Raw genomic sequence first — 19,124 nt, forward strand, 5'->3', positions numbered from 1 at the left:
CTTGCTAATCTATGAAACCCACAAAGCCGCCTTTCACGCCGATTCGCGTGAAAGACGGCTTTGGGTTTATCTCATTATCTTCATTATTCAGCTTGCCAATTCGGCATCCGTTCTGCAGGATAACGAAGGCCTGCTGCCATTCCTTTGGGGATGATTGCGTTAATAGCTTCCATTTCCTGTGCGGATAAAACCACATCGACGGCTCCTGCATTTTCCTCTAAATACGTAACCCGCTTGGTTCCTGGAATCGGTACAATTCCCTCTTGCGCAAGCAGCCATGCCAACGCCAGTTGAGAAGGTTTGACCCCTTTTTGGGCAGCAAGATCCTTAACATGCTGCACGAGATCCAGATTTTTCTGGAAATTCTCAGGTTGAAAACGTGGCACCGAGCGACGGAAATCATCTTCTGCAAAATCATCAAACTTCTGAATTTGCCCGCTCAAAAATCCGCGTCCAAGTGGACTGTAGGCCACAAATTCGATGCCCAGTTCCTTACACGTCGGTATAACTTCATCTTCTGCTTCCCTGCTCCATAAGGAGTATTCCGTTTGCAGGGCTGTAATCGGATGTACCTTGTGAGCGCGTCGAATGAGCCCAGGAGAAGCTTCGGACAGCCCCAAATAGCGGACTTTTCCCGCCTGAACCAGGTCACTCATCGCACCCACCGTTTCCTCGATAGGTACATTCGGATCAACACGGTGCTGGTAGTACAAATCAATCACATCTACTCCTAGTCTTTGCAGGCTGCGGTCACATGCCTCTTTTACATATTCGGGACGACCGCTTACCCCCATAAATGCGCCATCTTCCCCACGCATAATGGAAAATTTAGTAGCTAACACCACTTCGTCACGGCGGCTCCGCAGGACTTGGCTAATCAGTTTTTCATTTTTCCCCACACCGTAGACATCGGCAGTATCCCAGAAGTTTATCCCTAGCTCCAGCGCACGATGAAGCGTTTTGATCGACTCCTGATCATTCAACTCACCGTAATACTCGGACATTCCCATGCAGCCCAGACCCAGTGCAGATACTTGAAGGTCGCTGTTACTCAGTTGTTTCTTTTTCAATTTGTATCACTCCTAAATTATCAGAATAGTCATCGCATTTCCTAATCACCACGTCACATCCCGTATATTACTACTTAAAGTTAACTTGAAGTCAAGCATTGTCTTGTATATGCTATTTCAAAATTTTTTAGAAAAATTTGATTTCCGGGTTGTAAGAGGCAGCTGTAAATTTCCTATATATATGAGAAACGAATTATCGCGCGAGATTCGGTTTCAAAATAATCCAATTGGAGGTTTCCCATGCCAGCAAACTACTCTTACACCAAAACGTCCGATGGTTTCCATGTTATCATCACGCCAGCTTCGAATATTCAAAATAAAAATATTCGAAGCCGGATCACACAGCAAACCGATTACGGGATTAATGGGGGCTTCTTTAACCCAATCAGCACAACAAAGGCGCCGACCGAGTGTTTGTCTATCGCGGTCACACCTAATAATACCCATGATACTAAGGCGAATGCCAAAGGGAATAGCCGTGGTACAGCATTTGTATACACGGAGAGCAACAAAACGAAAATAGGGATTACCCGTGCTTCAAGTGTGACGGATCTCAAAAAACAAATGGGGAGTTCGGTTGCGTATAAGTCTATTATTAGCGGCGGAAGCCTGTCGCTGAAGAAAGAGGAAGAAGCATGGCTTGAGGATTTAAAAGATATTGAAAAATTTGATTTGAACGGAACGTTGCGATACACCGATTCCACCGGGCGAACTGGCCTGGGCTTCAAGGTCGTAAATAATGTTTGGCAGGTCTACCTGGTTGTTCATGAAAATGCGACACTGAAACAACTTCGCAATTATTTTATTAAACAGGATTGCTTTGAAGCCATTCTTCTTGATGGTGGAGGCTCGTCCGGTATTCAAGTTAAAAACTCTGCAGGCACTATGGTTAAGTATGAGCAAACACGTTATATCTACAACATGGTAAAACTTATTAATATCACCTAATCCTTATGATATGACGTGCTTTCATAGAAGTAAGGAGGCCTTACTGGCCTCCTCTAGAATTCATCCAGCACGACCATTTCCAATGCTAGGAAAACAGGTGTTACAGGATACACATAAGAAACTTCAATCGGTTGCCCTACCTGTAATTCTGCTGGATTGATTAATTGCCTCCGCTGACCATCCATCTGCTTATAAATATGTGTATCTGGGCAGATATATAGACCGATTGGATAGGTTTTTCCGTTGGATCATCACTTTGGGGTAGTTCTTTAGCAAATTGAACAGGCTGTTCAAATCGGACCAAATAGTCCATGGTGGGGGCTGCTAAGGGTTGTTCTACTTCTTTTTCAATTCTTTCAATACTTTCGATTTTGGCACGCCCTGTGTATACCGTTGTGCTTTCCAGACGGTCTAAGTCAAAAATAGATTGAGCCACCGCTCCATTAGATTCGTTAACCGGCGTAGCCGATTCTGTTGTAGAACATGCAGGCAGTAATGCTGCCGCAAACAAGACAAGGACAAGGGCAGAAACTCTATTTTTCATAAGTGATCCTCCCTAATCTGGTTTATAGAATATGTTCACTATTAAGACGCGGACAGGAACAATTTGGTTGCTTTAGTCTGTATTTATCCATTACATTTTGAAAGGTGTGCAATTATATGTTAAAAAAACTCAGTTTGGTAGCTCTCGCTGCATCAACATTTTTAGTAGGAAGCTCTATTACGGCAAGCGCTGATTCTACTGTAAATTACGATCATTTACTCTCGGCAGGGACCACTAACGCTTTCCTGGCCATGGAAGATGGATCTTCATTTTATGCAACAGGAAGTAATAGTGATGGCAAGCTCGGCGTAGGCGCTGGCGGAGGGAATAATAAAACAAGCCCAATGAAAGCAGATGTATCCGACATCGCAATGATTGATGCTGGTGATTTGCATTCAACTCTGCTCAAAAAAGACGGAACCATCTGGTCTTGGGGGTTTGCAAGTTACGGCGAACTAGGGACAGGGAGTAAGAGGGATACGGCAAGAGTACCTGTTAAAAACAAATATATTGATAATGTTAAGGAAGTGAGAGCAGGAGGTCAATTTACACTTGCGCTCAAAAATGACGGCACAGTGTGGGCTTATGGAGAAAACAACTTTGGACAGCTGGGGATTGGCACAAAAGGAGTTTCCGCCTTTTCCGTTAAGCCTGTTCAGGTACAAGGTTTAGAAGATATTGTATCCATTGATGCTGGTGACAGTTTTGGCGCAGCCCTGGACAAAAATAATCAGCTATGGGTATGGGGACGTGGTTATGATGGCGCACTGGGGCAGGATGACAAAGAAAACCAGCTTACCCCTGTTCAATATCGAATTGATGATATCAAAACTTTTACTGCCGGAGCTGACCGCATTTATGTACTAACGAACAGCGGAGAAGTATATGCTTCCGGGAGTAACACTTCTGGAAAGCTTGGGGATGGAACCTCTACTTTTAGAAGATCACCCGTATTGATCAATGTTTCCAATGTAAGTAGACTGAAAGCAGGCAAAACTCAAACTTTTGCACTTAAAAATGATGGAACTCTTTGGGGCTGGGGAACCAATAGTGAGGGACAGGTAGGTGACGGGACCGATGTATTTTCTGTTAAAGTCCCATCCCAAGTTGTAGATGACACAAACACGCCACTAACCGATGTAGTAGCATTCAGTGCAGCAGGAACCCACTCCCATGCTTTGACAGCCGATGGAACGGTCTGGTCTTGGGGATATAACAAAAACGGCGAACTGGGAATCGGCAACACCAAGGAACAATATGCTGCCACGAAAACGAATTTCCCAAATCCTTTTTCGGAATAACTAATATTCTTATACCTTAATAAATTGTTTAAGGAATACGCTTAGCCCTCCGTTTTTCCAACCCCAAAAAAGCAATAAGGGCAGTTCAATCAACTGCCCTTATTGCTCTTTATTTTCATATAGAAGCTACTTTATTACAAATAAAACTATGATTATGTATGAACAGAAGCGCTTCAGTAGCTTCTGGACGGTAGAGAAATTCATTTACAGAGCTAAGGCTTCTTCCGTAATCTTTTTGATATCAATAGATGAGGGCGTTTCTTCCTTGACCATATCAGGCAGGATATTTTCCAAAAAATAATTAACGCAGTGTAATTGAATATTCTTGATTTTCACAAGTGCATTACGATACATGACTATAAATTCCTTTTCCGTATTTCCCCGCTGAAGCTCAGCAAATGCTTCGTACACCTGATCCATTTTGTCCGCAACTTCAAGGATTAAACCTTCTACAGAATCATCTTTACCCTCCCTTAGCTGTTTGCGAAAAATGGCTTTAAAATCCTCGGGAATATTCTCTTCAATAAAATACTCAACCATACCTTCTTCGACCTGCTGGATTAATAGCCGTAGTTCCTTAGAGGAATGCTTAACTGGCGTTTTGATGTCTCCAATAAAAATCTCCCCGTAATCGTGACTGCTCGTAATCTCGTATAGCTTTTTCCAGTCAATACTGACACCATTTCTTTCTTCAATATCAGCCAGCGTTTTAGCATATTGCACCACTTTCCAGGAATGAGCCGATACGCTGTGTTCCTCAAATTTAAACTTACCTGGACAACGGATGATTCTTTCCAGCTCATTTAGCGACCGAAAATACGTGTGAATTCCCATCATTGCATCCATCCTTTAAAATATATGAGATAGTCAATATAAACCCACTATAAACCTCAACTATTAACAGTAGATTATCGCAATATCAAGTTGAGTCCACCATGTAGCACATACACAATTTTTGCTATACACTTTATAAAAGAGGAGTTTGCAAAATCCAATAAGCGACTGGAATCGAATTTTCCAAAAACCAAAAAAAAGTAAAAAGTGGTGAAATCGTTGTTCAAAATCTTACTAATTGAAGATGACGAAACTTTGTTCCATGAAATGAAGGAGCGGTTAACTCAATGGAACTATGATGTGTATGGCATCCATGACTTTAATAAAGTCATTCAGGAATTCACAACGATAAAACCTGATCTGGTCGTGATAGATATTCAATTGCCGAAATTTGATGGGTTTCATTGGTGTCGAATGATTCGATCCCACTCTAACGTCCCCATCCTTTTCTTATCGTCACGAGATCATCCTACGGATATGGTGATGTCGATGCAGCTTGGAGCGGATGATTTTATCCAAAAACCGTTTCATTTTGATGTACTCATTGCAAAATTACAGGCGACACTCCGCCGCGTATATAATTACAATACAGAACCCGTCTCCCTGAAAACATGGTGTGGAGCGACGGTCGATTATGAAAAAAATGTAGTAGCCAATGAGGCTGGCTCCATCGAATTAACCAAGAACGAGATTTTTATTTTGAAGTTGCTAATCGAACAAAAAAATAAAATTGTCGCACGAGAAGAATTAATTAAAAGCCTCTGGGATGATGAACGTTTTGTCAGCGACAATACCCTGACCGTCAACTTGAACCGCCTGCGTAAAAAATTAGACGAGCTGGATTTGGGCCGTTTCATTGAAACGAAAGTCGGGCAAGGCTACATGGCTATAGAAGAGACACCTTCCTATGATTAAAAAATATCTTATAGAGAGGCGGAGCTGGATTCTACTGTTTGTATGCCAGCAGTTTCTGATCCTGTTCATTGCTTATGTGGATGCAGCAATTCCGTTAATGCCCATCCTTTATATCGTCTTCTTATCCATGATGATTTTCTTGGTTTTTTTAATCATTCGCTATCCCAAGGAAACCAAATTCTATACAACACTAGAAGAATGGAGGAGCCCTCTTGAACTAACGGGTATAGGCGAACCGGAGAGTCCGTTTGAGCAAATCATTGAACAAAAAATCACTGACCAGACCGAACGGTTACAACAGATCATCTCGCAAAATCAATTGACACTTGAACATGAAAAAGATGAACTATTATCCTGGATTCATGAGGTAAAAACGCCTTTGACCACCATGCATTTGATGATTGAGCGGTTGGACGATAAGCCCCTAAAAGCTCAGTTAACCTATGAATGGCTACGAATCCACTTACTGCTGGATCAGCAGCTCCATCACAAACGCATATCCTTTATTGAAAATGATCTGTATGTCGAGCAAGTGAATTTAAAATCTCTGGTTTTTAATGAAATCAAAGCATTACAGTCATGGTGCATCCAAAAAGGGATCGGTTTTGACATCCAATTGGAGCACATGGAAGTGCTGAGTGATGCCAAATGGCTGGCCTTTATCATCAGACAGCTCTTAACTAATGCCATCAAATATAGCGATGCCAGTGATATTATCATTCACAGCTATGAACAGAGGGATCGAATACAGCTTGAGATCCAAGACTTTGGGCGCGGTATTGATCCGAAGGATATACCCCGTATTTTCGAGAAAGGTTTTACCTCCACAACCCAACATTCTGATCATACTTCAACGGGCATGGGGTTATATTTAACGAAAAAGGCAGCCCAGTCCTTGCTCATACATATAGATGTGCACTCCAAACCGAACGTGGGTACAAGCTTCACTTTAATTTTTCCCAAACGAAATGATTTCGTGAGCATGGTGAGCATGTGACAGAGATGTCACATGCTTTTATGCATTGTTCGCCCAATCAAAGGAAAAACATCGGCTCTATTTTTATAATAAGGCTACAAGAACAATAAGGAGTGCATCGAAGTGAATATTTTAGAAGCCCATAAAATTCATAAAAGCTACGGTAATAAGTTAAATATGCAGGAGGTTTTGAAGGGAATTGATATCGTCATTGAAGAAGGGGAATTTGTCAGTATTATGGGAGCCTCCGGCTCAGGTAAAACCACACTGCTGAATGTTCTTTCCTCTATTGATAAAGTGAGCCAAGGTTCCATTAAAATCAATGATATCGAAATGACGAAAATGAAAGAAAAGCAACTGGCTGAATTTCGCAAACAGCATTTAGGCTTTATTTTTCAAGAGTATAATCTGCTGGATACGCTAACCGTGAAGGAGAACATTCTCTTACCGTTATCCATCACCAAAACGCCTAAAAAAGAAGCCAATCAAAAATTTCAGGAAGTAGCTACAGAACTGGGAATTTATGAGCTCAAGGACAAATACCCCAATGAAATCTCGGGTGGACAGAAGCAGCGGACATCTGCGGCCAGAGCATTTATTCATGAGCCCAGTATTATTTTTGCCGATGAACCTACGGGTGCGCTGGATTCCAAGTCTGCTTCCGATTTATTAAATAAGCTGGGCCAGTTGAACCAAAAACGCAAGGCGACCATTATTATGGTCACGCATGATCCTGTCGCAGCCAGCCATTGCAGTCGGGTCATTTTTATTAAGGATGGACAGATGTATACGCAGCTTCATAAAGGCGAGCAGGAAAGACAAAGCTTCTTCCAGGATATTATGAAAACCCAAGGGGTCTTAGGCGGGGTCCAATATGAACATTAATCTGCTCATTCTAAAGAATTTGAAAAAAAATCTAAAGAATTATTACCTGTATGTTTTTGCTCTCATTTTTAGTGTTGCGCTCTATTTCGCTTTCGTCACATTACAATACGATCCTTCCATGGACGAAGTGAAGGGTTCTGTTAAAGGGGCAGCTTCCATAAGGGCAGCTTCCGTTTTACTGGTCGCCATTGTCTGTATCTTCCTTTTATATGCTAATAATATCTTTATAAAAAGACGCAGCAAAGAAATTGGCCTATTTCAATTGATCGGAATGACCAAAAACAAAATTTTTCGCATCCTGAGTGCTGAAAACTTAATTCTATACTTCAGTTCCCTGTTTATTGGAATCGGAGTTGGATTTTCCTTTTCCAAATTAGTGATCATGATCTTATTTAAGACAACAGGCGTCGAAGCCATTGCCACTCTATATTTCTCTAACCAAGCACTGATTCAAACACTCATCGTTTTTTGTATCATCTACCTGTTGATCATGCTCATGAATTATTCCTTTATCAAGAGACAAAGTATTTTGTCTTTGTTCAGAGTGAACTCAACCACCGAAGGAAAAATCAAGAAAATAACGATCTATGAGATGATCATCGGGATCATTGGCATCTCTCTCATCGCTTTAGGTTACTATGTTTCCTCCAAATTATTTGGCGGAGACTTTACATCCATGAATGAGTTGTTTATGGCTATGGTATTTATTTTGGGCACTGTCATCATCGGAACACTACTTTTTTACAAAGGATCTATCCGCTTTATTTCCAATATCATCAGAAAAAGTAAAGGCGGCTATTTGAACATTAATGAGGTGCTATCTCTCTCATCCATTATGTTCCGCATGAAATCCAATGCTTTGTTGTTGACCATTATTACAACAGTATCGGCACTTGCCATCGGTTTACTTTCCTTAAGCTATATCGCCTATTATTCTGCGGATCAATCAGCTGAGGACAATGTACCTTCCCATTTTGCAATGACGAATGAACCGGATGCTGAGAAATTCAAAACGTTACTTCAGAAGCATGACATAAAGTATCGTGAGAAGAAAATTGAAGTTATTCAAGTCAGTGTGGACACCGCGCAAATCATGGAGACTCCTCTGGAAGGGTTAAATATCGGTGCGAATTCCATGACGTTGCCTGTCATAAGCGATCAATCTGTGGAGGGTACGGATGTATCTCCAGGTCAAGCAATTTTAATGGGCTATAATGATCTGTTACAGAAATTTATGTCCTTGAAAAACTTTGGTCCATTGGATTTGAAGGGAAAAAAAGAAGTCATACATCAACAATATTTGGGTTTAAAAAAGGAGTATGTGATTCCCTACTATTTTACAGCCGGGGGACTACCCACTGCCATTGTAGACGAAACCATATTTGAGCGGTTAAAGAAAGATGTAAATCCTGAGATTCAAAAGAAATCATCCTTATATATTGGAATTGATATGATAAATGCAGAACAGATTGAAGAAGCGAATCGTCTCTTTGCAGCTGCGGATTTTAATGATCAACAAACATCACGCCTTGAAATGAGCAGCAATCAGAAGCGGAACATGGGAGTGATCATGTTTGTAGTTGGATTTTTAGGACTCACCTTTCTCATTACATCAGGCTGTATCCTTTATTTTAAGCAAATGGATGAGAGCGAAGACGAAAAAGCCAATTACACCGTGTTAAGAAAGTTAGGGTTCACTCAAAGTGACCTGCTTAGAGGCATTAAAATAAAACAACTCTTTAACTTCGGCATCCCATTAGTGATTGGCCTTTCACATAGCTATTTCGCCGTCCAATCCGGCTGGTTCTTGTTTGGAACTGAAATTTGGATGCCTATGATCATCGTTATGGTGCTGTACACCGCCTTATATTCCATTTTTGGGATACTATCCATCCTGTATTATAAAAAGGTCATTAAATCAGCATTGTAATTGGTAAAAAGCAAAAAAGTCCCAGGCGAAAGTGCTGGGGCTTTTTCAAATATTTGAGCATTTTCGTTCCTACATGTACAATAAAATAACTATCATCGTAACCCCAAAGGGAGAGAGCTTATTTTATTATTAATCATCAATGGCATCGGTATCTTAGCCAATATCATACTTGGTTCCTCTGTAGGCGTGGCTATTATCGTAGGAATCGTCTTTTTCCTGATTGGCTTGCCTGAGTTTAAAAAATCGCCGAGACTTACGAAGGAGGCTAAAAAAGATATCACCTATATTATGTCAACCCTATTAACTCTTCTTATATTCGTAGTTATCGTTTCTTGGAACCTCCATACTTCAGGCGACCTGTTTCTTGAAGGTCCGCTAACACCGCAAATGAAGTTTCACTGGGGACAAAAGGTGTTGATGCTAGGATTACTGGAGGGTTTATGGGCTGTCATCAGCCTAAAATGGCTGTTGCCCATCTTTTTTGATCCGCTGGATCTCAGTAAAAAGCAGATCCTTGTTTTAGTGAGCGGGATTGTATTTAGTGTGGGTTCAGGTATTTGCCATGCTTGAAGCAAGTTAAAAATGCTTAACGCAAAGGTGCAAAACCCTCTGCTTGCTTCAGAATTCGCTCAATTTTCACGCATGTCTCCGGTTGTAGCGTCACTTCGACTGCTTTCACATTTTCTTCGATTTGTGCCGGTTTAGTAGCCCCAATGAGTGCAGCGCTGATACCCGGTTCTCTCAGAATCCAGGCAAGCGCGAGCTGTGACAGGGTGACACCCAAGCCCTTCGCCAACTTTTCTAGCTCCTGGACACAGTTTAGAACGGTATCGTTCATGTAACTGCTGATGACATTATTGACAGAGGCATCAGCCCCGCGGCTACCCGTCGGTAAAGGCTGTCCCGGCTTGTATTTACCCGTGAGAATCCCTTGAGCCAGAGGCGAAAATACGATTTGGCCGATACCTATCTGCCCGGATACAGGAAGTACCTCATGTTCGATATAACGTTCGAACATATTATAGATTGGCTGATTGGCAATCAGCGGGCGCAAATTCAGCCTTTTTCCAATCCCATAGGCATCCGTGAGCTGGGCAGCACTCCATTCACTGACAGCAGCGTACAGAATCTTACCCTGAGCCTGAAGGTCATCGAGCGCTCGCAGCGTCTCTTCCAAAGGAGTATCCGAATCATAACGATGACAGAAGTACATGTCGATATAATCCGTACTAAGACGCTTCAGACTCGCTTCACATTGCTCCATAATGTGCTTGCGTGACAGTCCCCTGTCATTGGGACCGGAGTCCATAGGGAAGTACACCTTGGTAGATAACACATAGCTCTCTCTTCGATAAGGCTTCAAGGCAGCTCCCATAGCCTTCTCGCCTTCTCCCCGGTTATACGCGTTCGCGGTATCAAAGAAATTAATCCCAAGTTCAAATGCTTTGGCAATACAGGTATGAGCTGCTTCCTGCTCGGCGGCTGTACCGTACGTCAACCAGCTCCCTAGACCGATTTCACTAATTTTAAGACCACTGTTGCCTACATTTCTATATTTCATACCTACTCCTTCTTTCATAAGAAGATCATATTTTTATATTTTAACATGTAAACCCTTTCATTAAAACAAATGAGGATTTTGCAAAATCCTGAAATAATAAAGGATTCATGTAGTTACATGAAGGACATCTACCATCCAACCTATTTGGATGGTAGACGCTCATAGCCTCACAATCTCAAATCATGTCTACTTGCTTCCTACAGGGAAAAGCGCATCATAGGCAGGACAAGGCAGTTTGTCGAGAAACTCCTGAAGCTGCTTCGGTTTATTTTTGTAAATATCCTTTAAGGATGTTCCATTATAAATATTGCCGATGACCACAGGATGGCATAGCTCACAGATCAGGATGTCCCCGTTCCCGTGAAGATGGAGTTGTTTTTTACCATCAACGCAGTTGGAAAAATAAACACCCGGCTGCTCCTTGAAGCCCAGTGCTTCTGCAAAACGGTCCATACAGGTGAAATACAACACAGTATCGTCCTTTTTATGCGCAATCAGGTCATGAACGGAACGAACGAGCGCTTCCTTGGTAGAAATAGCGTTCCAGTTGGTATGATCCATCACGATGCTGTTTTGGATTTCATGGATACGTACACCGAGTTCATATACCTTTTCGCTAATAGCGGGCATGTTGTTCTGCGTCTCCGCAAACAGCAACGTCTCCAGCACCGTTTCCAGCTTGGCTTCGGTACATAACCGAATATTCTGTACAATTTTCTCATACATGCGAGGATGAACATGATAATAAGCTGCATATTTATCGGCATCCGTGAAGTTGAAAGAGATATGAATGTTGGAAAGTCCTGCATCACGTAGTTTCTCAATTCGTTCAGGGCTGAGCAAGCTGGCATTGGTATTGAGCTGGGTAGCGATTCCCTTGCTTGAACAGTGATTCACGATGTCCAGACAATCCTCATATTTCAAGGTCACTTCTCCCCCGGACAGTCGCACACGTTTTAACGTTGGAATGTCATCGATAATATCAATGACTTCTTTGCTGCTAATGCATTGCCCATCGTTCCGCTGATACGCGCAGCAGTAATCACACTTGAAGTTGCAATTAGAGGTGACCCCGACTTCCAGTCCCTCCAGCTCGTAGATGCCCGGCTTTTCCAGTTCAAGTGCTTTATATTTGTTCTCTATACTCACTTTCTCATGATCCTCCCAATCTCAGGCTTAAGTCTTGAATCCCCTTGAGATTATACAGAATAGGAGCGGTTTGTAGATATGACATTGGTAACGGCGGGGCCAAACAGATACAACAGCGATAGCGACCTTGGAATCCGCCTATCAGAGCTAAAAAAATTAATTTGACAAGCACTGCCGAACTTTAGTAAATTCATATTAGTTAAGCACTTAACTACATTTATGGTGGTGATCGTTTGAAAGATCTACAGGATTACGTACTTGATTTGCCGCTGCATTCTCTGGTTTTCTTTTCACTGGTGGAAACGACAGCTGGATTAGTTGATGTCTCAGAAAAATACTGGCATTCGAAGGGAACCAATGGAGCCAGAATTCGAATTCTGGTTGAAATCATGAAGGAAGGAGGCACAATTCTCCCATCTGTGCTCGCCCAAAGGATCGGTGTCACCAAATCAAATATTAGCCTGCTGCTCACCCCGCTCGAAAACGAAGGGTTCATTCGCCGGGAAGGCCATCCCATGGACGGCAGAAAATCAGTAATTTCTATCACAATCGAAGGGCAAAGCCTCCTGTTGCGTAATTTACCCGAAAACCGGCAGAGGATTGAGGAAAAAATGCAGGTGTTGAATGATCAGGAATTGAAGCAGCTCCTTTCCCTGCTCAACAAATTAAAGAGGACGTAATACAGCTTTTTTACTCAATTTGTTAAGCCCTTAACTAAAATCTCATTTGTATAAAAGGAATGATATTCCATGTCGATCGTTATTACTGGAGCCAATGGTCAATTGGGGAGCTTAATCATACAACAGCTCCTGCAAAAAGTCTCACCTCATGAAATTACCGCTTGTGTTCGCCACCTTGAAACCGGAAAACACTATGAGGCACAGGGAATTACAGTACGCTTGGGTGACTACGATCAACCTGATTCACTTGAGCAAGCATTCGCGGATGCTTCCCAACTGTTGTTGATTTCAAGTTCACATCCCGACGATACGATTCGTATTCGTCAACATACCCATATCATAGAAGCAGCTAAAAAATGTGAAGTAGAACACATTTTATACACCAGCTTTGCCTTTTCTGAAGCCAGCTCCATTCCCCTCTCCAATCTGCATTTGGCTACAGAACACGCCATTTGTACTACCGGAATTCCTTACACTTTTCTACGGAACGCTTTGTATACCGATTTTGTCAAAACTCTCGATCTAAACACCGCCATAGCGAAGGGCGCACTCGATATCTACCCTGGGGACTGGAAGTTTAACACTGTCACGCGTTGGGATCTTGCCAGAGGGATTGCAGCAGTGCTATCCGATCCAGACCACCATAAGAACAAGAAATATGAATTGACCTCTTCCAGTCCCTGGGCCTTTTCAGATTTGACAGCAGCTTTGACCGAGCTTACAGGCATATCCGTCTCCCTCTGTCATAACCCCCAAATCAAAAATTGGATATTTGGGTTTTTAGGCAAAATAGATACGCGCTCCACGTCGGATGATTTGGAACAGTTGATCGGCGGTCCGCTCACTACGCTCAAAGAAAGCATCCGGCCCTTTATCTCCAAGGGAAAGTAACGCTAAAAACTTTTCTTGCCAACAACCCTCTCCATAATTGTGATCAATATGTGAACTGGGCATAGTTCTCATTCCGAAATCCATACTGAATATATCTGTTGGTAATGGAGGCGGGAATTGTGGATAAAAGGATGAATCTGCTTATGTTCAGCGGCGATTATGATAAGGCAATGGCTGGACTGATTCTGGCAAATACAGCTCGGGAGCTGGATGTGGATGTGACGATGTTTTTTGCGTTCTGGGGACTATTTCTGGTTCGTGACCCTGATAAGATGACGTTTGAAGACAAGACGATTTATGAAAAAATCATGGGCTGGATGACTCCAAAAGGACCCGAAGAGCTGCCATTATCCAAAATGAATTTTAGCGGCCTTGGCAAGCTGATGCTGACGGAAATGATCGAAGATAACGAAGCCCCGAAGCTCATTCATTTTCTGAAAGGAGCGCGAAAGAAAAATGTAAAATTTTATGCCTGTAAGCTATCGGTCGATATTATGGGTTTTAAACCGGAAGAATTTATACCTGAACTAGAAATTATCGAGGCCAAAACGTATCTAAAAGATGCGCTCGAATCCGATATGCAGTTGTTTATATAAGATAGACCTACTGCCTTATCCGGCTGTTGGATGAGGCCTTTATTGTGACTAAATGATGACACTCGCCTATTTTTTTTAACCCATTCGGGCCTACCTACGTACCCTAAGAAGACAGAACGACTTGGGAGGCGCCGTATGCTCATGGCTCGAATTGGAAGCAGTAATTGTAGGTATCAGCCTTCTAACGAGGCTTATTTCCAAAGGTATCGTGAAAGTACAATCGGATATCATCAGACCTTTGAATCTCCATACGGGCAAAAAAAGCTGATTTATGCGGATTGGGCAGCCAGCGGCCGTCTGTATGGACCCATCGAGTCGAAAATAGCAAATGAATTAGGCCCTTTCGTGGCGAACACGCATACGGAGTCTAATTTGACAGGAACTCTGATGACCCAAGCCTATGAAGAAGCGAAACAAATCATTAAAAGCCACGTTCATGCCAATGAACATGATATCATCCTGTTCGCCGGGTCTGGTATGACAGGTGCAGTGAATAAGCTTCAGCGACTGTTAGGATTGAAAATACATGAAAATTTAAAGCCTCTCTACCCCATCGCCGAAAAAGAACGTCCCGTTATTTTCGTTACCCACATGGAGCATCATTCCAATCATATTTCCTGGGCAGAAACCATTGGAGACGTAGTGTGTCTTCCTCCGGGTCCCGGCGGGATGGTCGATCCAACTCATCTCGAACGACTGCTGCTTCAATTCCGGCATCGCCCTATCAAAATCGGCGCCTTTACCGCTTGCTCCAATGTTACAGGGTTCGAAGTACCGATTTACCAGCTAGCCCGCAAAATGCACGAACATGGTGGCGTTTGTTTCGTTGATTTTTCGGCAAGCGCACCTTACGCCGAGATCAACATGCACCCCACAGATCCGCTTGAGAAACTGGACGGGATTGTATTTTCACCCCACAAATTTCTTGGGGGTCCCGGTACAAGCGGCGTTTTAATTATGGATTCGAGGCTGTGCCTCCATTGTGCTCCAGATCAGCCCGGAGGGGGCACAGTTAGCTGGACTAATCCTTGGGGTGGATACGAGTATAAAGATAATGCTGAAGCCCGTGAGGATGGAGGGACGCCTGCCTTTCTACAAGCCACTCGAACCGCGCTCTGCATTCGGCTGAAGGAACAAATGGGACAGAAGCGTCTGTTGGAGCGCAAAAAGGAATTGACATCATTATTACTAAAGAGCTTGAGTACCATACCAGGGCTACACATCTTAGGAGGAAGCAGCCAAGAACGATTGGGAATCGTTTCTTTCGTTGTCGGCCATATTCACTATAACCTGATTGTAAAACTATTGAATGATCGGTTTGGCATTCAGGTCCGGGGCGGTTGCTCTTGTGCAGGCCCCTACGGACATTATTTGCTGGGCATCGACCCACAAACATCTAAACAAATGACAGACCTGATCCATGCGGGAGACTTATCTCGAAAACCCGGCTGGGTGCGTCTGTCGCTCCATCCCATGATGACGAATCAGGAAATCTCCTATATCGCCTCTTCCATACGAGCAATCGTGGAAAACATCACGATCTGGCAAAAAGATTATATCTATCAACCAGAATCAAACGAATGGCGATCTATGAATGAACATCACAAAATAGACATCAGCAAATGGTTCAATTTTAGCGATTAAGAGACTCCTGTCCGTTCCCTTCCTTCAAAACTCTCATAGAATATTCTGTAGGATTAATATATGAGGAAAGAAGTGACGACAATGGGTCTCAATTTTCGCAACAGTACTAATGCGGCTATCTATATTGCTTACGCTTATCCGAACTTCAATTGTAGTCCTATCAGCTATGCCAAGATTGGCTGGTATCGTGTAGATCCTGGGCAGACAAGAGAAGTTTGGAGTGGATATGCCGGAGGCAATACGTTCTATTACTATGCCGAAAGTAGCTTTGGACGCACATGGTCAGGTTCTTATTTTACCCAGCTCCCTAGCCAGGCCTTCCATTGGTGTTGGAACGTAGGATGTACGACCTGTAGGAATTTAGGTATGCGGCGGATTCCTGTCAGTCCAATCTACGCAAGTTACACCATCAACCTGGTTAGCAGCGCTAGCCAAAGCGCCCCTCAATCCGGGAATATCCGCATAGCCTTGCCTTCCAAACAAAGCACAGAAGGATCCTTAGTCGTAAGAATACCTAGAACGGCTAAAAAATTGAAACAGGGAAAACCTCTGTCATCCAACCGTGTTGCAGTACCTACAAAACTGAGAAAGAATTGATGTAGAATTCCTAATTCGCAACATTGCATGAGATCTAAAGCAGTCATATTTTTTATTAAAAGGAGCGACCTCACTCCCATGGTCTGCTCCTTTCTCTTTTATCTATGAAGTAATTCCGTTTATTTACTTTCGGATTCCCACTTGGATATCTCTTCACGAACCCGTGGTGCTACCTCTGTTCCCAATAGCTCAATTGCTCTCATGACATCGTCATGCGGCATCGTACCGACAGGCACGTGCAACAGAAAACGTGTAATGCCTACTTGTTTACGCAGATGAATAATTTTCTTGGCAACCGTGTCGGAATCACCTACATACAACGCTCCTTCAAAACTGCGTGCAGCATCGAAGCTGGAGCGAGTGTAAGGGCCCCAACCGCGTTCACGCCCAAGCACATTCATGCTCTGCTGAGTGGAAGGGAAGAATTTATCCGCTGCCAGCTCAGTCGTCTCTGCGATAAAACCATGTGAGTGTGATGCAACCGGAAGCAGCGATGCATCATGACCAGCATGCCTAGCGGCTTTTTTATACAGTTCCACCAACGGAGCAAACTGTACAGGACTACCCCCAATAATCGCCAGAACCAACGGCAATCCGAGCAAGCCTGCACGAACCACAGATTCCTGATTACCCCCACTCCCAATCCATACGGGCAACGGATTTTGAACTGGACGCGGATACACGCCCAAATTGTTGATTGCCGGCCGATGTCCGCCTTTCCAGGTAACTTTCTCGGATTCCCGTATTTTCAATAATAGCTCCAGCTTTTCATCGAATAACTCATCGTAGTTATCCAAATCATACCCAAATAACGGGAACGATTCGATAAAAGAACCCCGGCCTGCCATAATCTCAGCTCGTCCATTCGAAATGCCGTCCAGTGTAGCAAAATCCTGAAACACACGCACGGGATCATCCGATGAAAGCACCGTAACTGCACTGGTTAACCGAATTCGTTGGGTCTGCGCAGCAGCAGCAGCGAGGATAACAGCCGGAGCAGATGCTGCATAATCTTTACGATGATGCTCCCCCACGCCGTACACATCCAGCCCTACCTGATCTGCAAGCACAATCTCCTCGACAACTTCACGTATTCGTTGTGCATGACTGATGACCTCACCCGTTTGGGGATCCGGCGTTGTTTCTACAAACGTGCTTATCCCTATCTCCACTTGTTCTACCCCCTATTTTCATACGGCTGCCTTCAAAGCCAATCATTTTAAAAACCGATATCTTTATATTGAACCTTTTTTGCATCTTTTTCAAGCTCTCTTTTTCTGAGTCTGAAAACCAGCCAAGGGAAGTGTCTAGATTCGCCGCAGGAAAAGAAGTCTCTTTGTCGAATATTGTATGGAATAAAGAAGATTCCCATCCCACAACATGAATACAACAAGGAGGCACATACATTTATGGCTTTTGTCATTAACAATTTAAAGGATAACAGCAATGTTGCCATCACTGACCAATTAGGCGGATTTACGGTACTGGAATATATAACAGATTTGAGTTCCACCTCGGTGGAGGCTGCGAAAAACAATTACTATATGAGCAAAAGTAACATGCGCCGCAAACAACTCATGATCGAAATCAATAATAGTGAGATTATGATGAAGGCGGGAGCCATGCAATATACTGTGGGTAGCATGGAAATGACTACCGGTGTAAAAGGCGTTGGAGGCTTAATGCGAAACTTGGTGTCCGGTGCTGTAACCGGGACAGGTGCCATTAAACCACACTATAAAGGCACGGGTACCATCATGCTGGAGCCTACCTACCAATATATTTGGCTTATTGATGTGGACAATGATGATATTGCCATCGAAGACGGCTTGTTTTTGGCTTGTGACACGACGCTAGACATATCCGTCGTTGCACGTAGTAATCTTTCCTCTGCTGCACTGGGCGGAGAAGGGTTATTTAATTTAAGCGCCCGCGGAAAAGGAGTGCTTGCACTTCAAGCTCCGATCCCTTCCGAAGAAGCGGTCGTTATAGAATTGCAAAATGATGTGCTGAAGGTGGATGGTAACTTCGCCCTCATGTGGTCCAATACCTTACAGTTCACCGTCGAAAAATCCGGGAAAACCAAAATGGGCTCGGCTGCTTCCGGCGAAGGGCTGGTAAATGTGTACAGGGGAACAGGAACCGTATGGTTAGCACCATTATAAACATAAGAAAGGAGAAGCCCCGGCTTCTCCTTTCTTACATTTTAATTCTTTTTTACAAACTCCGATTTTAGCTTCATTGCTCCAAAACCATCAATTTTGCAGTCAATATCATGATCGCCATCCACCAGACGGATGTTTTTTACTTTGGTCCCGATTTTCAAGACGGATGAGCTTCCCTTCACTTTAAGGTCTTTAATGACCGTTACAGAGTCACCATCCTGCAGGATGTTACCATTCGCATCTTTGACGACCTTTACGTCTTCACTGCTTGCTTCTGACTCGGTAGACCACTCATGAGCGCATTCCGGGCAAATGAAAAGACTGCGATCCTCATAAGTGTACTCTGAATTACATTCAGGACAATTTGGTAAATTAGACATGGTATTATGTACTCCATTCATTTTCAAATTCTACTGCTATGCTAAGCTTCCTGGATAG

20 protein-coding genes are annotated in these 19,124 nt (G+C 43.2%); 13 read left to right on the forward strand and 7 right to left on the reverse strand.

The features are described from left to right. Window positions 1-83: 83 nt before the first annotated feature. The gene (locus tag G9G54_RS11780; protein WP_165178190.1) at window positions 84-1,070 is read right to left on the reverse strand and encodes an aldo/keto reductase; all 987 of its coding nucleotides are present in this window, start codon (window positions 1,068-1,070) and stop codon (window positions 84-86) included. 240 nt (window positions 1,071-1,310) lie between these two features. On the opposite strand from G9G54_RS11780, the gene G9G54_RS11785 reads away from it, so the two are divergent. Then, window positions 1,311-2,018 (forward strand): phosphodiester glycosidase family protein, encoded by a 708-nt coding sequence (locus G9G54_RS11785; protein ID WP_068939202.1) that lies wholly within the window; start codon window positions 1,311-1,313, stop codon window positions 2,016-2,018. 160 nt (window positions 2,019-2,178) lie between these two features. Here G9G54_RS11785 and G9G54_RS11790 read toward each other — a convergent pair whose 3' ends face one another. Beyond that, on the reverse strand, window positions 2,179-2,562 hold the full coding sequence (locus G9G54_RS11790) for a hypothetical protein (RefSeq protein ID WP_238807981.1): 384 nt from the start codon (window positions 2,560-2,562) through the stop codon (window positions 2,179-2,181). Between the two features lie 116 nt (window positions 2,563-2,678). Here G9G54_RS11790 and G9G54_RS11795 point away from each other — a divergent pair, with 116 nt between their 5' ends. Then, window positions 2,679-3,863 (forward strand): RCC1 domain-containing protein, encoded by a 1,185-nt coding sequence (locus G9G54_RS11795; protein WP_165178192.1) that lies wholly within the window; start codon window positions 2,679-2,681, stop codon window positions 3,861-3,863. A 204-nt stretch (window positions 3,864-4,067) separates the two neighbouring features. Here G9G54_RS11795 and G9G54_RS11800 read toward each other — a convergent pair whose 3' ends face one another. Next, window positions 4,068-4,697 carry a YfbR-like 5'-deoxynucleotidase gene (locus G9G54_RS11800; RefSeq protein ID WP_069290707.1) on the reverse strand — a complete coding sequence of 210 codons (630 nt, stop codon included), beginning with the start codon at window positions 4,695-4,697 and terminating at the stop codon, window positions 4,068-4,070. Window positions 4,698-4,916: 219 nt separating this feature from the next. On the opposite strand from G9G54_RS11800, the gene G9G54_RS11805 reads away from it, so the two are divergent. The 5 genes from G9G54_RS11805 to G9G54_RS11825 all read left to right on the forward strand — a co-directional run bounded on the left by G9G54_RS11805 (window position 4,917) and on the right by G9G54_RS11825 (window position 9,973). Next, entirely contained in the window at window positions 4,917-5,612 is a 696-nt protein-coding gene (locus tag G9G54_RS11805) for a response regulator transcription factor (protein ID WP_165178194.1), read from the forward strand. Continuing rightward, window positions 5,605-6,609: a sensor histidine kinase gene (locus G9G54_RS11810; RefSeq protein WP_165178196.1), complete on the forward strand. Its 1,005-nt coding sequence runs from the start codon at window positions 5,605-5,607 to the stop codon at window positions 6,607-6,609. The genes G9G54_RS11805 and G9G54_RS11810 overlap by 8 nt, the downstream gene beginning before the upstream one ends. Window positions 6,610-6,711: 102 nt before the next feature. Beyond that, entirely contained in the window at window positions 6,712-7,473 is a 762-nt protein-coding gene (locus G9G54_RS11815; RefSeq protein WP_061829789.1) for an ABC transporter ATP-binding protein, read from the forward strand. Beyond that, a complete protein-coding gene (locus G9G54_RS11820) occupies window positions 7,463-9,403 on the forward strand; it encodes an ABC transporter permease (protein ID WP_165178198.1) in 1,941 nt (646 codons plus the stop codon). The genes G9G54_RS11815 and G9G54_RS11820 overlap by 11 nt, the downstream gene beginning before the upstream one ends. Window positions 9,404-9,589: 186 nt before the next feature. Continuing rightward, window positions 9,590-9,973, forward strand: coding sequence for a hypothetical protein (locus tag G9G54_RS11825; RefSeq protein WP_165178200.1), 384 nt, complete (start codon window positions 9,590-9,592; stop codon window positions 9,971-9,973). A gap of 16 nt (window positions 9,974-9,989) precedes the next feature. Here G9G54_RS11825 and G9G54_RS11830 read toward each other — a convergent pair whose 3' ends face one another. Then, window positions 9,990-10,964, reverse strand: a complete 975-nt coding sequence (locus G9G54_RS11830) for an aldo/keto reductase family protein (RefSeq protein WP_165178202.1) — start codon at window positions 10,962-10,964, stop codon at window positions 9,990-9,992. Between the two features lie 186 nt (window positions 10,965-11,150). Then, window positions 11,151-12,113, reverse strand: coding sequence for a radical SAM protein (locus G9G54_RS11835; RefSeq protein WP_165178204.1), 963 nt, complete (start codon window positions 12,111-12,113; stop codon window positions 11,151-11,153). Window positions 12,114-12,346: 233 nt separating this feature from the next. Between G9G54_RS11835 and G9G54_RS11840 the strand changes: the two genes are divergently transcribed. The 5 genes from G9G54_RS11840 to G9G54_RS11860 all read left to right on the forward strand — a co-directional run bounded on the left by G9G54_RS11840 (window position 12,347) and on the right by G9G54_RS11860 (window position 16,521). Further along, window positions 12,347-12,793, forward strand: a complete 447-nt coding sequence (locus G9G54_RS11840; protein ID WP_165178206.1) for a MarR family winged helix-turn-helix transcriptional regulator — start codon at window positions 12,347-12,349, stop codon at window positions 12,791-12,793. 69 nt (window positions 12,794-12,862) lie between these two features. After that, the gene (locus tag G9G54_RS11845; protein ID WP_165178208.1) at window positions 12,863-13,684 is read left to right on the forward strand and encodes an NAD(P)H-binding protein; all 822 of its coding nucleotides are present in this window, start codon (window positions 12,863-12,865) and stop codon (window positions 13,682-13,684) included. 119 nt (window positions 13,685-13,803) lie between these two features. Continuing rightward, window positions 13,804-14,280, forward strand: coding sequence for a DsrE/DsrF/DrsH-like family protein (locus G9G54_RS11850; RefSeq protein ID WP_023991039.1), 477 nt, complete (start codon window positions 13,804-13,806; stop codon window positions 14,278-14,280). Window positions 14,281-14,415: 135 nt separating this feature from the next. Further along, a complete protein-coding gene (locus G9G54_RS11855; RefSeq protein ID WP_165178210.1) occupies window positions 14,416-15,924 on the forward strand; it encodes an aminotransferase class V-fold PLP-dependent enzyme in 1,509 nt (502 codons plus the stop codon). 81 nt (window positions 15,925-16,005) lie between these two features. Beyond that, window positions 16,006-16,521, forward strand: coding sequence for a DUF1036 domain-containing protein (locus G9G54_RS11860; protein ID WP_165178348.1), 516 nt, complete (start codon window positions 16,006-16,008; stop codon window positions 16,519-16,521). A 119-nt stretch (window positions 16,522-16,640) separates the two neighbouring features. Here G9G54_RS11860 and G9G54_RS11865 read toward each other — a convergent pair whose 3' ends face one another. Continuing rightward, window positions 16,641-17,693: an LLM class flavin-dependent oxidoreductase gene (locus G9G54_RS11865; protein ID WP_134902742.1), complete on the reverse strand. Its 1,053-nt coding sequence runs from the start codon at window positions 17,691-17,693 to the stop codon at window positions 16,641-16,643. A gap of 237 nt (window positions 17,694-17,930) precedes the next feature. On the opposite strand from G9G54_RS11865, the gene G9G54_RS11870 reads away from it, so the two are divergent. Beyond that, on the forward strand, window positions 17,931-18,686 hold the full coding sequence (locus tag G9G54_RS11870; protein WP_068939217.1) for an AIM24 family protein: 756 nt from the start codon (window positions 17,931-17,933) through the stop codon (window positions 18,684-18,686). 41 nt (window positions 18,687-18,727) lie between these two features. Here the strand turns inward: G9G54_RS11870 and G9G54_RS11875 are convergent, their stop codons facing one another. Then, entirely contained in the window at window positions 18,728-19,066 is a 339-nt protein-coding gene (locus tag G9G54_RS11875) for a zinc ribbon domain-containing protein YjdM (protein ID WP_013312677.1), read from the reverse strand. Window positions 19,067-19,124: the final 58 nt, after the last annotated feature.

This window comes from Paenibacillus sp. EKM212P (genome assembly GCF_011066115.1).
Classification (GTDB): Bacteria; Bacillota; Bacilli; order Paenibacillales; family Paenibacillaceae; genus Paenibacillus; species Paenibacillus polymyxa_B.

Excerpts from the sequence above, each read along its gene's own strand:
- G9G54_RS11790 (WP_238807981.1), bottom strand. The coding sequence starts at position 2,562 with ATGAAAAATAGAGTTTCTGCCCTTGTCCTTGTCTTGTTTGCGGCAGCA.
- G9G54_RS11800 (WP_069290707.1), bottom strand. The coding sequence starts at position 4,697 with ATGGGAATTCACACGTATTTTCGGTCGCTAAATGAGCTGGAAAGAATC.
- G9G54_RS11810 (WP_165178196.1), top strand. The coding sequence starts at position 5,605 with ATGATTAAAAAATATCTTATAGAGAGGCGGAGCTGGATTCTACTGTTT.
- G9G54_RS11820 (WP_165178198.1), top strand. The coding sequence starts at position 7,463 with ATGAACATTAATCTGCTCATTCTAAAGAATTTGAAAAAAAATCTAAAG.
- G9G54_RS11855 (WP_165178210.1), top strand. The coding sequence starts at position 14,416 with ATGCTCATGGCTCGAATTGGAAGCAGTAATTGTAGGTATCAGCCTTCT.
- G9G54_RS11830 (WP_165178202.1), bottom strand. The coding sequence starts at position 10,964 with ATGAAATATAGAAATGTAGGCAACAGTGGTCTTAAAATTAGTGAAATC.
- G9G54_RS11785 (WP_068939202.1), top strand. The coding sequence starts at position 1,311 with ATGCCAGCAAACTACTCTTACACCAAAACGTCCGATGGTTTCCATGTT.
- G9G54_RS11870 (WP_068939217.1), top strand. The coding sequence starts at position 17,931 with ATGGCTTTTGTCATTAACAATTTAAAGGATAACAGCAATGTTGCCATC.
- G9G54_RS11860 (WP_165178348.1), top strand. The coding sequence starts at position 16,006 with ATGGGTCTCAATTTTCGCAACAGTACTAATGCGGCTATCTATATTGCT.
- G9G54_RS11795 (WP_165178192.1), top strand. The coding sequence starts at position 2,679 with ATGTTAAAAAAACTCAGTTTGGTAGCTCTCGCTGCATCAACATTTTTA.
- G9G54_RS11875 (WP_013312677.1), bottom strand. The coding sequence starts at position 19,066 with ATGTCTAATTTACCAAATTGTCCTGAATGTAATTCAGAGTACACTTAT.
- G9G54_RS11845 (WP_165178208.1), top strand. The coding sequence starts at position 12,863 with ATGTCGATCGTTATTACTGGAGCCAATGGTCAATTGGGGAGCTTAATC.